General features: G+C 35.7%; 16 protein-coding genes. 10 read left to right on the plus strand and 6 right to left on the minus strand.

The window, feature by feature from the left end; translation table 11 throughout:
* Window positions 1–82 precede the first annotated feature (82 nt).
* From ACNKXS_RS13600 to ACNKXS_RS13610, 3 genes are all read right to left on the minus strand, one after another.
* On the minus strand, window positions 83–379 hold the full coding sequence (locus ACNKXS_RS13600) for a DUF6520 family protein (RefSeq protein WP_417921329.1): 297 nt from the start codon (window positions 377–379) through the stop codon (window positions 83–85).
* Between the two features lie 150 nt (window positions 380–529).
* On the minus strand, window positions 530–1,447 hold the full coding sequence (locus ACNKXS_RS13605; RefSeq protein WP_417921330.1) for an AraC family transcriptional regulator: 918 nt from the start codon (window positions 1,445–1,447) through the stop codon (window positions 530–532).
* A gap of 20 nt (window positions 1,448–1,467) precedes the next feature.
* Entirely contained in the window at window positions 1,468–1,836 is a 369-nt protein-coding gene (locus ACNKXS_RS13610) for a DUF7793 family protein (RefSeq protein ID WP_298247942.1), read from the minus strand.
* Window positions 1,837–2,047: 211 nt separating this feature from the next.
* Between ACNKXS_RS13610 and ACNKXS_RS13615 the strand changes: the two genes are divergently transcribed.
* The 10 genes from ACNKXS_RS13615 (at window position 2,048) to ACNKXS_RS13660 (ending at window position 12,468) form a co-directional block, all read left to right on the plus strand.
* Window positions 2,048–4,456 carry an aminotransferase class I/II-fold pyridoxal phosphate-dependent enzyme gene (locus ACNKXS_RS13615; RefSeq protein WP_417921331.1) on the plus strand — a complete coding sequence of 803 codons (2,409 nt, stop codon included), beginning with the start codon at window positions 2,048–2,050 and terminating at the stop codon, window positions 4,454–4,456.
* A 95-nt stretch (window positions 4,457–4,551) separates the two neighbouring features.
* Window positions 4,552–5,385: an RteC domain-containing protein gene (locus tag ACNKXS_RS13620; RefSeq protein WP_417921332.1), complete on the plus strand. Its 834-nt coding sequence runs from the start codon at window positions 4,552–4,554 to the stop codon at window positions 5,383–5,385.
* A gap of 269 nt (window positions 5,386–5,654) precedes the next feature.
* Complete coding sequence (locus ACNKXS_RS13625; protein WP_417921333.1) at window positions 5,655–5,933, plus strand: helix-turn-helix domain-containing protein; 279 nt, start codon at window positions 5,655–5,657, stop codon at window positions 5,931–5,933.
* A 203-nt stretch (window positions 5,934–6,136) separates the two neighbouring features.
* Entirely contained in the window at window positions 6,137–6,727 is a 591-nt protein-coding gene (locus ACNKXS_RS13630) for a hypothetical protein (RefSeq protein ID WP_417921334.1), read from the plus strand.
* Window positions 6,711–7,367 (plus strand): ATPase, encoded by a 657-nt coding sequence (locus tag ACNKXS_RS13635; RefSeq protein ID WP_417921335.1) that lies wholly within the window; start codon window positions 6,711–6,713, stop codon window positions 7,365–7,367. The genes ACNKXS_RS13630 and ACNKXS_RS13635 overlap by 17 nt, the downstream gene beginning before the upstream one ends.
* Window positions 7,368–8,136: 769 nt before the next feature.
* On the plus strand, window positions 8,137–8,484 hold the full coding sequence (locus ACNKXS_RS13640; protein WP_417921513.1) for a single-stranded DNA-binding protein: 348 nt from the start codon (window positions 8,137–8,139) through the stop codon (window positions 8,482–8,484).
* A 75-nt stretch (window positions 8,485–8,559) separates the two neighbouring features.
* Window positions 8,560–9,009, plus strand: coding sequence for a JAB domain-containing protein (locus ACNKXS_RS13645; protein WP_417921336.1), 450 nt, complete (start codon window positions 8,560–8,562; stop codon window positions 9,007–9,009).
* A gap of 432 nt (window positions 9,010–9,441) precedes the next feature.
* Entirely contained in the window at window positions 9,442–9,831 is a 390-nt protein-coding gene (locus tag ACNKXS_RS13650) for a BfmA/BtgA family mobilization protein (RefSeq protein ID WP_417921337.1), read from the plus strand.
* Between the two features lie 10 nt (window positions 9,832–9,841).
* On the plus strand, window positions 9,842–10,873 hold the full coding sequence (gene mobB, locus ACNKXS_RS13655; protein ID WP_417921338.1) for a MobB family relaxase: 1,032 nt from the start codon (window positions 9,842–9,844) through the stop codon (window positions 10,871–10,873).
* Window positions 10,874–10,884: 11 nt separating this feature from the next.
* Window positions 10,885–12,468: a type IV secretory system conjugative DNA transfer family protein gene (locus ACNKXS_RS13660; protein WP_417921339.1), complete on the plus strand. Its 1,584-nt coding sequence runs from the start codon at window positions 10,885–10,887 to the stop codon at window positions 12,466–12,468.
* Between the two features lie 265 nt (window positions 12,469–12,733).
* On the opposite strand, the gene ACNKXS_RS13665 is transcribed toward ACNKXS_RS13660, so the two are convergent.
* Genes ACNKXS_RS13665 through ACNKXS_RS13675 form a run of 3 tightly spaced genes read right to left on the minus strand, consistent with a single transcriptional unit; the run spans window position 12,734 to window position 15,152 of the window.
* Complete coding sequence (locus ACNKXS_RS13665) at window positions 12,734–13,564, minus strand: DUF4138 domain-containing protein (RefSeq protein WP_417921340.1); 831 nt, start codon at window positions 13,562–13,564, stop codon at window positions 12,734–12,736.
* A gap of 36 nt (window positions 13,565–13,600) precedes the next feature.
* The gene (gene traM, locus ACNKXS_RS13670) at window positions 13,601–14,524 is read right to left on the minus strand and encodes a conjugative transposon protein TraM (protein ID WP_417921514.1); all 924 of its coding nucleotides are present in this window, start codon (window positions 14,522–14,524) and stop codon (window positions 13,601–13,603) included.
* A 13-nt stretch (window positions 14,525–14,537) separates the two neighbouring features.
* Window positions 14,538–15,152 carry a conjugal transfer protein TraK gene (locus tag ACNKXS_RS13675; RefSeq protein WP_417921341.1) on the minus strand — a complete coding sequence of 205 codons (615 nt, stop codon included), beginning with the start codon at window positions 15,150–15,152 and terminating at the stop codon, window positions 14,538–14,540.
* Between the last annotated feature and the right edge of the window lie 5 nt (window positions 15,153–15,157).

Consider the following 15,157-nt stretch of genomic DNA (forward strand, 5'->3'; position numbering starts at 1 on the left):
TGGTTTTAATCCTATCAATAAAAATTCACCCCGATTTTATCGGGGTGAATTATTCATGGGGTTCTATATCCACGAGTTTGACCTAGTACTTATTTAAATTTATAAGAGTAGCTTCGTTTGAGCCACTTCGTTTAGGTGCCGGATCATCCATTTCATCATATACTGGAAATTCCTGTCCGTTTTCCTGAAACTTTACCTTGCAATTATAGGTAGTTCCGGAACAACTTTGTTCTGGAATTGCTGTCCAATTTCCGTTCAACAGCACATAATCACTAGCAACCATTACCGGCTGCTCTTCAGTTTCGCTTTCAAAGTTCGTAAAGGACATACCTAGTACAACTAAAAGCGCCATCATTGGAATTAATAATAACTTTTTCATAATATAAAAGTTTAAATTAAAATGCCTACTCTTTGTAGGATTTTCGGCTTCTCCTACTTTTTGCGCAAAAAGATTCGGTATAAAGTTCCTTAATTAAGTCCTAGTCCATTTGCCTTTACAGATTTCAGAGTAGTCTCAAAAGTTATATCTTCAGGATTTTCTAATCTGAGTAGCAGTCATATGGTATTTATTTTTGAAGGATCTTGAAAAATGAGAGAAACTTTTAAATCCACATTCTTCAGCAATTTCGTTAATAGGAGTACTGGTATCTTTTAATAGAGTGTACGCTTTTTCCAAACGTTTCCGCAGATGATATGCGTAAATGGTTTCGCCATATGCACGCTTGAATATTATTTTAATTTTACTGGTGCTACCACCGACTTCTCTAGAGATGACATCTAGCTTTTTCAACTTCCTGTCTAGCCTTTTGGTTACATATTTGTGAAGTCTTTTTCCAAGATTTCGCTGATCTTGTAGTAATAAACTGCGATATTCGCTTGGATAGCTATGGGCTCCAGTTTGCTGGTTCAGCATGTTTGTATTCATTCTCTCATTTATATAAACCTCCTTGAAGATGGATAGAGTGTAGGTAAGATTTTCTTTCGAGACCATTCGATGAAAGTAGCCATAGCCGCTCCAGATGTAACCGTTCGTATGCAGTAAACTCACTTGAAAAGGAAGATTTTGTTCGAATGATTTAGTTGACAATTCATAAATATCTTCCGGTAATTTTGTGTTTTCACTAAGTATGAGCTTAATAGGTTTATTTATCAGATCACGTTCTGGATATTTGAGAATAGTACTAACATTATCGGAATAAGAGATTATATGTAGATTATGATCGAGCGTAAAAACAATGTTTTCAGTGACTTCTTTGCTTTTTTCAAAATTAATTTGATGCACGGAAGTGTCAATCTCTTCTACCATAGTATTAAGCGACAAAACTATTTGTTCCAGCTCACTTTTTTGATTTTTTAATGAAAGCGTATAGGTGTAGTTTCCTAAAGTTATTTCTGTAATAAAATCCAGAATTTCCTGTAACCTATCCTGAGAATTTCTGCTATACATAGGATATAGATTAGTAATGATTAATTATACGTGCTCAAGAAACCCAAGGCTTCTGAGATCGTTGTAAACTCTTTGGTAGGGACTGAAGGATTACTAATATTTATAAATGCTTTTATTAAAGTTCCGGAATAAGCTCTATCTATCACAATGGCTAGAGCAAGGGCATTAAAGCAACCTTTTTCAGCAAGATATTCTCTTGCAGGTTTACTGACGGTTTTTAATTGTCTAACGTCACATAAAATAGGGTAGGGTGCTCCATTTTGAAAACGAAGTCGCGTTTTTACAACTGCCTTTGCTGCATTCAAATCAATAACGACATTTGGTTTATACACAAAATGTAGAATACCCTCTTCTATCCAAAAGTGTGCATAGTCTTCTCCATTCAACATTAGATTCCCTATTTGTTAATCTAAATTAATAAAAAATAAAAGAGCTCCTTTCTACTGAAATTAGTGTTTTTAGATACTAATCATAGCTTTTGCCTGTATTTATAAGCATTTGCCTTGAAAGTTAATGATTTGCCTTTAAAGTCATATTATTTCCCAAAGTGCTGATCACTAAATACTTTTATTAGCTTAATAGGGCGTAAAATTTAAGGTTATGGCAAAAATTAGACACAACAATATCTTAGACACGGTTATAGATGTAATGACCAATGCAAAAGATTCTGGTGCTATGCATTTGTATGCCGAAGGAGATAGTTTTAATGGAAGACATATTAAAATTAAAGGAAAAGAGCTTTTCCACTTTGGCACTACAGGATACCTGGGATTGGAACAGGATGAACGATTAAAACAAGGCGCTATCAAAGCTATTGAAGCTTACGGAACTCAGTTCCCGCTGTCTAAATCCTATGTTTCTCATCCTTTATACGCCGAACTAGAATCTTTATTATCTGAATTGTATGGTAGTTCTATAGTAATAACAAAAAACAGCACTCTTGGTCATTTTGGTGTAATTCCCTCCGTTGTGAACGATGGTGATGGTGTTATTTTAGATCATCAAGTGCACTGGAGTGTGCAGAGTGCGGTTAATCCGTTGAAACTTCGCTCGGTCCCCGTAGAAATGATCCGCCATAACAATTTGGAAATGCTAGAGGATAAAATCAAAAAATTGCAATCAAGGTGTAATAAAATTTGGTACATGGCTGACGGAATGTATTCTATGTACGGTGATTATGCACCAATTGAAGAGCTAATGGTACTATTAAACAAATATCCTCAGCTTCATATTTATTTTGACGATGTACATGGAATGAGTTGGAAAGGTAAAAACGGTAGCGGATATGTTATGAGTATTTTAAAGAAACTTCCTGATAGGGTTATTCTATTTGGTACGCTTAGCAAAACATTTGGGGCCAGTGGAGCTGTAATGGTTTGTAATGATAAAAAAATCCATCAAAGAATTAAGAATTTTGGTGGACCTCTTACTTTTTCTGTTCAATTGGAACCAGCTTCCGTCGGAGCTGCCATTGCCTCCGCTAAAATTCATTTAAGTGATGAAATTTATACAATGCAAGAGGAATTGCTTGATCGAATAACTTATTTCAATGATTGCCTAAATGCGACGGACCTCCCATTAATTACTCACAATGATTCCCCGGTTTTTTACATCGGTGCTGGAGCACCCGAAACGGGTTTCAATCTTGTAACCCGGCTAATGAAAGCTGGCTACTATGTTAATACAGGAATCTTTCCTGCAGTTCCGGTTAAAAATACAGGCCTTAGAATTACAGTATCCAGAAATAATGAAAAAGAAGAAATAAAAGCTCTCGTTGATGCTATTGTAGAAAATTTTCCGAAAGCACTGGAAGAAACTCATACCACACTGGAGAGGGTAAACTTTGCCTTTGGAAAAACTAGGAAAAGCCAAACAGTTAGCAATTCTTCCAATTCTGAAGTAAGTATTAAAATCTATAATTCAATCACTGAGATCAATCCTGAACTTTGGAATGCAACTGTTGGCAGAAATAGCTTCTATGATTGGAATGGTCTAAAGGACTTAGAGAAAGTCTTTAGTTTGAATGAATTGACCGAACATAATTATAAGTTTTATTATTTCGTGGTCAAAGACGAAAACGACAAATGTATTTTAGCAACCTTTTTCTCTTATGGTTTATGGAAAGAGGATATGCTTGCACCTAGATCTGTTTCCGTTAAATTAGAAAAAGCAAGAGAAAGTAATCCTTATTTTCATACAACTTCCTGTTTATGTATGGGTTCCATGATTACAGAAGGGGAGCACCTATACCTCTGTCAGGAAAAACCAAATTGGGTGGAAGCCTTCAATTTATTGCTGGAGCAATTGGAAGAAATTGAAAAAAAATTGCAACCACAATATTTGATACTTAGAGATTTTGAACCTAATGATGATGCTATAAAAACATATCTTCACAATAAAGGATTTATTCAGGTTGCTATGCCTGAATCTGCGGTTTATAGTGCGTTCAACTGGAATGATCAATCTGAATACCTAAATAATTTGAGTAAAAGTTCTCGGAAGCACTTCCGCAAGGATATCGGAGCTTTCTCGAGTAAATTGGAAGTCTCTGTAAAACAACGATTGAATGAATATGAGCTTCAAAAATGTTATGAACTCTATTTAGCTGTGAAGCAAAATAATTTGGGATTAAATACTTTTAATTATCCATACACTTTTTTTCAGCATATGAATGAATCTCTGCAATGGGAATTCATATTAATACATCTAAAGGATTATGAGATGCATCTGGCAGGAGTCATGTTTGGTTATAAAAATTCCAATCGTATATATACACCAGCAGTAGTAGGTATGGATTACAAGTTTTCAAAAGAATTTAATATATACCGGCAACTTTTATATCAAACCGTTATGAGAGCGCACCAACTCGGAAATATCAGAATTGACTTTGGATTGACAGCCGGCTTTGAAAAACGTAAAATAGGAGCCAAAGTGTTAGAAAAATGTGCTTACATACAGACCCGTGATAATTTCGCAATGGAAGCCTTAGATTGGTTGAGGAATGATTAGTCATCGTCAATAAGCATAATCCCTATAATTAATATAAAGCGATATTGAAGAACGCTCAACAACGCTATTACCTGTTTTCCATAAATACTAACCGAATGTTTGAGGAAGTCATGTCACTATTTACAGATGAATTAGATCTGATTATTAAATCATCTGATTCACATTTAAAAAAGGCCGATTTAGGAATTAGGCTCTGTAATGATATGCTTACGAAATTACAATTATCAGTAGAAAAAGAAGATTTTGAAGATGTACTTTCAGAAATCGATTTTTTTAAAAATCTCAAACCATTTCCCATGAGTTATCTCATTTATTTTTCAGAAATAAGATCTTGTGAACTAAACATTCCAAAAGCAGGTGTCAAACATAAAATTCACTTTCTGGAAAAGGAAATTAAAAAAGTAAATAAGTTTTTTGCTCAAAACAACGATTTTGTGCATTATATGGAACAAAATCATAATTACCTGGATCACCAGTTCTTTACTAGAAATTACAGGGATAATTTCCCATTTACTCCAACTATAAATTATTATCAGTACCCAGAATTTTCTACATCCCACGATATGCTATGGGCTAAAGTACAAGCATTATATCGCTTTATTCACTACATACGCGAGAGTCTTCAGAAATTACAACCTGATAATACCTCGCTGTATTCTGAAAAAAAACATAAGCTTCTACTCTGGTCAGGATCTAAGACCGCTCTGGTAGAACTTATCTATGCTTTATACGTTAGTGGAAATATTAATCATGGGGCTATAGATTTGCAAACCATAAGTACTTCATTCGAAGATATTTTCAACGTCAAGTTAGATAACATCTATAAGACTTATTCGGAAATTAAAGCACGGAAGGGTAATAGAACAAAATACCTGAATCAACTCATTGTGCAATTAGAGCAAAAAATGCATCGTGACGATGAAGCCTAGATTTTCGGTATACCTTCCTGACTACGACTTTTGTTAATGCCATTTAAAAGTGGTCATATCTCTTTCACTCTTTATATTATACAGGCATTTTAATTTATAAACACTTTCTCCAAGTTCCAAATTGATAAGGATTTTTTTTTCGTAGTCCGACTGAACTTGGGATGTTATTATTTATTTGGATGGCAAATTTGTAAATGAAAGTCAAATCAATTGAAATGCCACCGTCCTGAATGTTTCATGCAGTGGCATTTCTTTAAAACATTTTTATTATGCCAACAAATATTGTTACTACAGAAGATTTGAAAGTATTCAAAGAGGAACTACTTTCTGGAATCACCGAATTATTAAACCAACAACAAAGCGGAGTTACTAAAAAATGGCTGAAATCTACAGATGTCATGAAAATGCTTGAAATCTCCCCCGGAACACTTCAAAATTTAAGGATAAATGGAACGCTACCTTTTTCAAAAATAGGCGGTCTTATTTACTATGATGTTCAGGATATTCAGGAAGTATTATCCGAGAATAAGGTGTATAACAAATATTGAATGGTTATGAATTACATCAAACTTTTAATTGACGCCCAACAAAAATAATAGAAGATGATCGACTAAATGCTACCCACGTCAGTTTGTACTTTAGTTTATTCCAGATATGGAACAGTTGTCATTTTGCGAAAACATTTTTTATAAATCGTCAGGAATTAATGAATGCCTCCAAAATTGGCTCTAAGGGTACTTACCTTAAATGCTTGAAAGACTTAGATGCGTGGGGATATATGGATTATTTTCCTTCTAATAATTCTTATAAAGGAAGTACTATCCGTATGCAAACATTTTCAACCGCAGATGAGATCACATCACAGAAAGAAAATCCTATCCCGATGGAATCGCAAAAAGAACTTTCAGATCACCAAATCAATGCTGGCACCAATTCTGTACCGGCAGAGACCAGGCAAGAGACCTCCACTGAACCACTGTCGAACCAGGATTGTACTTCCAGTTTACCACCTGTGAACAGGCAGGGGACTTCTACTGAACAGGCACCGGTACCTTTTATAAACAATAACAAACAGACAAACAATAAGAAACTGCCAAATGACAGGCAGTCGGTTTTAGATTTTTTCGATAAAAATAATTTTGGAAAAGAGGAGGGCCTAAAATTTTTTGAGTTTTACGAGAGTAATCTTTGGAAGACCGGTGATGGTAGTGTCATTAGAGACTGGCAGGCGGTTGCCCTAAGCTGGATGGAAAGAACTTTTAAAAAAACGGGCAGAAAAACCTCGCAGTTTAAAGATCATTTGAAAACCCGAAAAGAGAAAAATTATGAACAACCCTTGTAAAATACTTGAAGGTGGGATTGAATATTCCCTAGGCAGTTACGACGGAAGACAGATGATTTATGAGTTCCCGAAAATGCTTTTATACCTTGAGGCTAAGGGAAAGTTACTTTTCGGAAAGGATTTTAAAATTTATAAACGAGACCATCAGCTATTGCACAAACTCTGTAACTACTACATACGTGATCACCGAAATTGTAAAAGATATGAACTCGACCTTGAAAAAGGATTGCTGCTAAGTGGTCCAGTCGGTTGTGGGAAAACCAGTATTTTGAAATTGCTGAGGTACCTGGTACCACATTACAGAGGTTATGAGGTTATCCCTTGCAGGAATATTGTTTTTGGATTCAATCATATTGGCTATAAAACTATTGAAGATTATGGGAATAGTGGGTTTATATGCTTTGATGATATAGGCGTGGAACCCACTGGACGATTTTTCGGTAAAGATTGTAATGTGATTGGTGAAATTATGTTGTCTCGCTACGACCTTTTCCTGGAGTATAAGGTTAGAACGCATGTAACAACAATTCTTAATGCTGAAGAACTAGAAGAACGCTATGGTCAGCGCGTGCGTAGCAGAATGCGTAAAATGTTCAATCTCGTTGCTTTTGATAATAATTCAATCGATAAGAGAAAGTAATTACCAGCAGTGTTTTATAAAAAGAGAAGACTAATTATTCCTGAGATATGCTTTTGAAAGTATAACTGAATCAATAACTTAATAGCAATCAAAAACAGACTTATTCTTTTAATCTTTTTTACCGAACTTTTTCAAACCTCGATTGTAGGCTCGAATCTTTACAACCGATTTTTCAATCAGGAAAATTCTTTTTCTTTCCTGGTAATTATGTTGGAAGGTTTGGATAAGTATGAATGAAATAAATGTGATAAAAACTCCTAGAAAAAAATTTCCATTGCTTATTTTTTCTTTAAAATATCACTGAATTTTAATTCCTAGCCTTAATCAAACCCTAAGCTTTGGTTTAAAACCAGCTTTTCACCTTGGATATATAATTTTTTCAATAAAATTTAGAAAGTGTTTAATGGAATGTGTGAATATCAATTTGCACTGCTTCCGGTTATTTTTCAATTTCAGCTTTTTCATTTACCTCCAGGCCGTAGCTGTCCTTAACTTTTTTGTAATGCAAAATACCAGGATTTAGAAGTTAGTCCGTATTGCATAAGCCAGTCGTACCCTCCTTTTTATAAATACTCCCTAATTCTCAAATCCTGAAAATGTATCAGCATCAAAAAAGGTAACAGCTAACGGCTCTATGGGAAGTAAATCAAATAAAAAAATCATGAAATCATTTCAATATAACAAACTCGGAAGCGAAGCAAAAAAATTAAAAAAGGAAAACGCTCCGGATATAATAAGTAAATCAATGTTTAATATAAATTTTAAAGTTATGAGTACGCTAAGAAATCAAGTTCAATTAATTGGAAATGTGGGTAATGACCCTGAAATCACCAACTTCGAAACTGGGAAAAAAGTAAGTCGCTTTTCACTGGCCACAAATGACTACTACCGAAAAGAAGGTGAGAAAATTCAACAAACAGATTGGCACAATCTAGTGGCCTGGGGTAAACAGGCTGAGCTTGTTGAAAATTATGTTTGTAAAGGAAAAGAAATTGCCGTGCAGGGAAAACTTACCTATAGATCCTATGAAGCCGAAACAGGTGATAAAAAATATGTTACCGAGGTTATAGTTAACGAAGTCCTGTTTTTGGGAACAGTAGAAAATTCTGATAAATAATCTTTAAGAAGAAAGAGGGCGTTTCTGCTCAAAGTCCCGCCCTCTTTCAATTATCAACCTTTTAAAAAGTCAATAATGAAAACCAAAGTTAACGAAATTGCCATAAGTTATAGCGGGAGCCTTAAACCAAATGCACTCCCAAAAATAAGCTGTGCCAAAAGCGCCGCAGACCTGGCTTTTATCCAATGGGATAAAAATCATATGGAACTTCATGAAACCTTTAAAATAATGCTGCTAAGCAATGCTAATAGAGTAAAAGGAATTTATGAAATCTCCTCCGGGGGAATTACCGGTACCCTCGTAGATATACGCATTCTGTTTGCCGTACTTCTAAAAAGCCTGACCACAGCCGTAATATTACTGCACAACCATCCTAGTGGAACCCTTAGACCTAGTGAAGCGGATGAACGCCTTACCACAAAAATTAAGGCCGCTGGGGAATTATTAGATATCAAAATTTTAGATCATCTTATCCTAACACCAGATGGAGAATATTACAGCTTTGCCGATAATGGAATGCTTTGATCATCAACAAAAGTAGCCTAAAGCCCTTAATTTTTTTAAGGGCTTTTTCTTGATGACTCAAATTTAAATCGATAAAATTTGTATCTTTAATATGCTGAGCTTCAGCATACATAATTTTATATAGCTATCCCAATTTTGACTTTCGCTGGTAGCTGTATCAACCAAGAATACACATATTGGAATTTTTGAATTCCAAACAGAGCAATTTGCTTTCAAGCAATTAGTATTGATTTTTCGTCCCGCCTGGCGGGACGAAAAGGAATAGCAAGAGGATAACGGGCAAAGCCACGTTGTATATTCCTTGCTTCGATTTAACTATTTGTTGTTCAATTAGTTATAGTTAGTAATACATGGTATTTAAACTTATTGAGATCACTTTTTCACGGAAAAATCTTTGTAGCCCAGTGATTTCAATAAAATTTTCACGGAAAAATGGATAAGGGATATGAAAAAGAGCGGTTTGAGAGTGTAAGTCTCAAAACTTCAGTAGCAAAAAAGTTTAATAAATATTGCCAGAAACTATCTATGTCGAAATCTATGACCTTGCTAATAATGCTTGAATTTTTTGATGAAAATGGGATTTCTCCGGCAGAGTCCATGGGCCCCAAAATGCAAACCCTGGAAACCCTGGTTAAAAAAAGAATTAATGGCGTCATCGCTATTCTAAAGGATATAGAAAAGAGTCAAACCAAACCTACCGTGGCCATGATGCAATCTCTGTTTGAAGAATCTGTACCGAAACAACCTCCTCTTATTCTGGAGAAGAATAAAGTGGAAAAAGACCAACCAAAATTTATTGAAAGAAATAATAGCGAATCTTAAATCATCGGAAATGTACGTATCTATCACAGCCCAATCCTTAGGAGGAAATTATTCATCAAGCTCCGCCGACTTTGTTGCCTACCTGGAAAAAGAGAATCAGGATCTGGAACCGGAAAACAGAGAATTTTTTTTCAACCAGTATAATGATGAAATAACGCCAGAGGAAGTGGTCCGGGAAATTGATGCCAATACGGCGAAGCTGGAAAAGAAAGAACCTCGGTTTTATTCCATTACACTGAACCCCTCTGCACGCGAACTCAACAGAATTCAGGATAGCCGGAATGATTTGAAAACATATACCCGGGAGGTAATGAAGGATTATGTGGCTTCCTTTAACCGGGAGATCAATGGCCGGCCGGTTAATATCGATGATATAAAATACTATGCGAAAATAGAACATCATAGATCTTTTAAAGGTACCGATAAGCAGGTGCGTGAAAATCAACCTTATGCTAGCAAAATACTGAAATGTAAAGTTGAACTTCAAAAAGTTAAACGAGGTGAAATAGATGGCAATATTTCGAAGCTGGAAAATAAAATAATGCAACTGGAGAAGGAAGCGCCTCATCATCAAAACGGACAGCGCATTGTACAGGGAATGCCCAAAGAAGGACAACAGAACCACGTGCATATTATCGTGAGTCGTAAAGATTCGTCCAATAGGTTCAGCTTATCTCCAGGTAGTAAATACAAAGCTTCCCAGGTTCAACTAAATGGTAAAATGGTAAAAAGAGGTTTTGATAGGGACTCCTTCTTTGATAGAGCGGAAAAAACATTTGATACCTGTTTTGGATATCATCGAAATTTTGTGGAAACCTACAATGCTCGTAAAGAGTTTATTCAAAACCCCAAAACCTATTTTTCCTTATTGCTGAAGTTGCCTACCAATGAAAAAATGCTGGCTATGAAAATATTGAAGCAAAGCGGTATGCCAATCATGCCGAATATTCCGACCAGCCATGCTCAAATAGCCTTGAAGGTTTTTAACCGGCTAAGACGGGGAGTGGACATAGCGGTTAAATCTAGTTCTATAGGAATTTAAAATGTAAGCCCATGGAGTACTTGAATATGAATAGCATTCTTTTATATACTACTTTTGGTAGTCTCTTTTTTTTCCTCTTATATAGAATTTGCAGGTTTGCCTTTTTGCTTAATACCATCCTGCTTTTAGCTTTTATATACCACGATTTTTATCCTGATTATTTATTAGAAGGAGTCTTGTTTGTCGCCTGTCCTATGATGTTGATCAATACGTTTTTCTACGTTTTTCTGCATTCTACTGATTTGAAAAAAAATGTAGATGAGAAATATCAGGTTCATTTTAAATCCTCCGGTAAAAATTTTAAAATAGATAATATTAAAAGAGGTGCCTCTGTAATTGGTTCTGCAGGTAGTGGAAAAACTGAAAGTATTGTTTATGGGTTTCTAAAACATTTTCAGAAATATGATTTTTGTGGGGTGATCCATGATTATAAAGATTTTGAACTTACCGAAATGGCTTTCCCACTCTTTCAAAACTCAAACATTCCTTTTAAAGTGGTTTCCTTTGATAAGATAGTACATCGCGTGAATCCTATTGCACCCCGGTACCTCGAAAATGAAGAAAGCGTGAATGAAATTTCCCGTGTATTAATTGAGAATCTTCTGGAACAAAAAGAATCCGGAACTTCTGGTGCTTCAAAATTTTTTAATGATGCTGCCGAAGGTCTTATCGGAGGTATGATATGGAAATTAAAAACCTCTTATCCTCAATTCTGCTCCTTACCGCATTTAATAGCAATATATCAAATTCTGGACACCGACAGCCTTATTGCATTTCTAAGCTCAAACAGGACCTCCAGGGCCATGGCAGATGCTCTTATAAGTGGGAAAGACTCGGAAAGGCAGACAGCAGGAGTGAAGAGTACCCTGGCGAATGCCCTGAAGCGTATTAGTACCCAAAGTATATTTATGGTATTGTCTGCAGATGAAGTCCCCCTGAATATTAATAATCCAGACAATCCTGCGGTGATTTCGGTAGTGAATAATCCTAAATTCGATGCGGCCTATTCTCCGGTAATCGCAACTATAATACATACCATTACCAAACAATTAAGTGTTCGCAATGCAATGTCTTCCTTCTTATTAATGGAGGAGGCACCTACCATACGCCTTTTAAATATGCATCGCATTCCGGCTACATTGCGCAGCTATGATATTGCTACAGTATATGTAATGCAGGATAAAATTCAGAACGATATGATCTATGGTGACAAAGCTAGTAAAGCGATCCTAAGCAATCTTTCTTACCAGTTCTTTGGTAAAGTAAACGATCCTGACACCGCCAGGTATTATGAACGTTTTTTCGAGATCATAAAGGATCCTACAAAGAGCGTGAGTCGTGGTCATAATCTTGATTTCGATACTCGGGTTACCACCGGAGAGAAGGAAATTCCAAAAATTAGGGCAGATGTATTCTTTCGCTTAAAGCAAGGGGAATTTATCACCTACGCCGATGGAATTGATAAGAAGGTGCAATTTCAATTACATTCCATAAAAAGAGAACTTCCAAGCGAGGTATCCCGATTTTCACAGGCGGAATTAGCTGAAAACTTTAAGAGGGTATATAAGGAAGCGCGTTCAATTTTTGAAAGTTAATGCTGCTTAGATCTGCCAATAAGATCATAAAGTATAATGTCTGGCTAGCCTAAAACAATGACTAATTCAAGGCTTATTAATCTTCGATAAGAAACTTTATTGTTTTTTTAAATATGGAAGCCTTCTTTAATTTGGTTTCTGGAAACCACGATAAACCTGGAAGTAAGGTTTGCTTGATTTAGCTTACCAGATTAAAAAAACAGGCTTATTCAACAAGTAAAATTCGGGAAAAGTAAACCTCATAAAAGTAGAAATACTACTTGCATTAATGTGGGTTATTAATAGATCGATGAGAGATCTTCAAGGCTACATTACGCGCACCGTTCTTTTCGTTCAATTCCAGAATAGTCTTTTGATCTTTACTAATTGAAAATTTTGAAAACACGTATACAAATCTTTTCGTGTCATTTGCCTTTACCTTAGCAGGAACATTATATTGAAGAATAGGCTGCTCGAGAAGTGTTTGAACCGATGTTCTCTTTCCTCTTTGCCGGGTTTGAATCGAGAGGTTTAGAAAATTTAAATCGAAATCAAGACTGGATTCGTTTGAAACCTGGATAACAAAATAGAGCTCAGAAGCATTAAAAACAATATTTTCAATACTTAAAACTACTCCCTGATTCTTCTCTTTTAACCAACTCTTCCGTTGCTTTTTGCTCAGTAGAAAAGCCGCATATTCTTTATAATGCTTTTGTTTATTGGTGACATCCTTTCTTGATTCAGGTTGTTTTAAAGATATAAGTGCCGTGGATTTTAAATTACCAATGCTTTCTGATTCGGTAACGAAATAGTTTAGCCTGCTGAGCTGCTTTTTATATTTAACGATATAGGAGTAGATGGAATTACCACAAATAACTAACAGATTGCTTTCCTCTCCGGGAGTGGCCTGTAAAAGTCCAAAGTTTTGCTGTTTTTCCCGGTTATAGGTGAATACAAATTGCGTAGATCCCGTAATTCCCTGGGTGATTGGCTGCGGAAAGAATAGCGCAGTATTTTTCTGATCATTGGCGTAAATAGTATCTAGTTTTCTGCTGTTTTGCGCATTTGAGAGTGCAGAAACCACTATAAATACTGAAATAGCTATATATTTTTTCATGTGAGTGTGTTTAGAAAATTAAGAACTTTTGAGATCTTATAATTTTGGTTTTAAAATCATTTTATAATTGTTCAGTATGGTAACCTTTACGTTTCGGTTATGACGCTTAAGGATTTTGGTGATGCCAGTTACCTGGGGAACACTAGGGATATTAATATCGCCTATAAGATCATCCAGGACTTCGGTTGTGGCTTCTGCCCGGAAATTGTTTTCCACATAAATTCCTTCGCTACCATCATGCAGGTCGAATGCTTTTAGATTTGTGGGATGGGAATTAATATTTTCGATCTCAATGAGAACACGATTCTCTTGAAAGCTTATAAATCCGAAAACAAGGGTGTTCTTTTGAATTTCTTTGTTATCAATCAAAGTTCTCTTGGTAAGACGCAGACGAATTCTTGAGTTCGACTTAACCAACTGTGTGCCATCTACCACCACCGGGATTTCCGAAGCAGTCGAACTGGAACTAAGAAATTCATTTTTTTGTGGATGAGATGCAAAGAATAACTGATGCTCTAAGCCAATTTCTTTAGCCTCTATTTTACGCTTTGTTTGAGTTTCCAGGGTATCTACTGGTTGAATAAGAATTGCTTTTGGATTTTCTGTTTTGGTATTATATATTGCTGCATACCTGGATTCTCCAAGGGTATAGATACTATCGATGATGCGTTCTTTTTCTTTTTCTGGTAATTCTGGGTCGTAATAGCCTAAGGAATCAATCCACTTTTCATCATATATACTCGGAGCATTGGTTTCCCTGACTTCCTTTAAATCGTTGACGGCGTCAAGTTTTGAATCGTATATCTTCTGATTTTCTTCCAAAGCTGGTACAGATGTCTGTTCGAGGGTATCATCTTCAGTTTTGCTTCCTTTTATAATCAGGAAATAATAGGAGACAAGAAAAGCTATGATTATCAAAATTATCACGGCAAAAACCAGTTTGTTTTTTTCTATTTTTATCATAATTGCCTTATTAAAGTTTTTCAGTGATTTTTCTTAAACTGTTTTCAAAATAATCTGTGATTAATAGGCCGTGTGGATTATGAGGGAATTGGCGATCCACAGGTATCAACTTGCCGGTAGATACCAGTTCATAGATGTCGACGATAGCGCCACGGTTAATTTCAAAAACAACCTTGGTCCTGAAAGTGGAGATCCCATCATTTTCTTCAATTTCGGAATCGATACTGATTACCTTTTGAACCAGAGAATATTGCAGCAATCGGTTATAAACTCCATCTGCTTTTTTTTGACGGTATAGGTTGTCCACACTACTGTTGCCTAACCATAAAGCTTTTTCGAGATTTTTCTCATAATTGCTGGCATCAATGTTATAGAAATATTGGTGAAATAGGCTCAAATGGGCTAATGCCTCCACCATGAAATTTTCTTTCTGGGTTACTAGTTTTAAGGGAATAATACTTCCATCAGTATTGACTGCAAACGCACTATTTGAGGCTTTTTCACTGGTCGAAAAAGCGGTCCAGAGGGAAAAAATATTGCAAAGCATTCCGCAAATAACTACGGTGAATACAATGAACCTATTGATTTTTAGAACGTTGTAAATATTTTGATATGGCGTTTTCATAGGAT

Source organism: Christiangramia marina (assembly GCF_048285865.1).
Classification (GTDB): domain Bacteria; phylum Bacteroidota; class Bacteroidia; order Flavobacteriales; family Flavobacteriaceae; genus Christiangramia; species Christiangramia marina.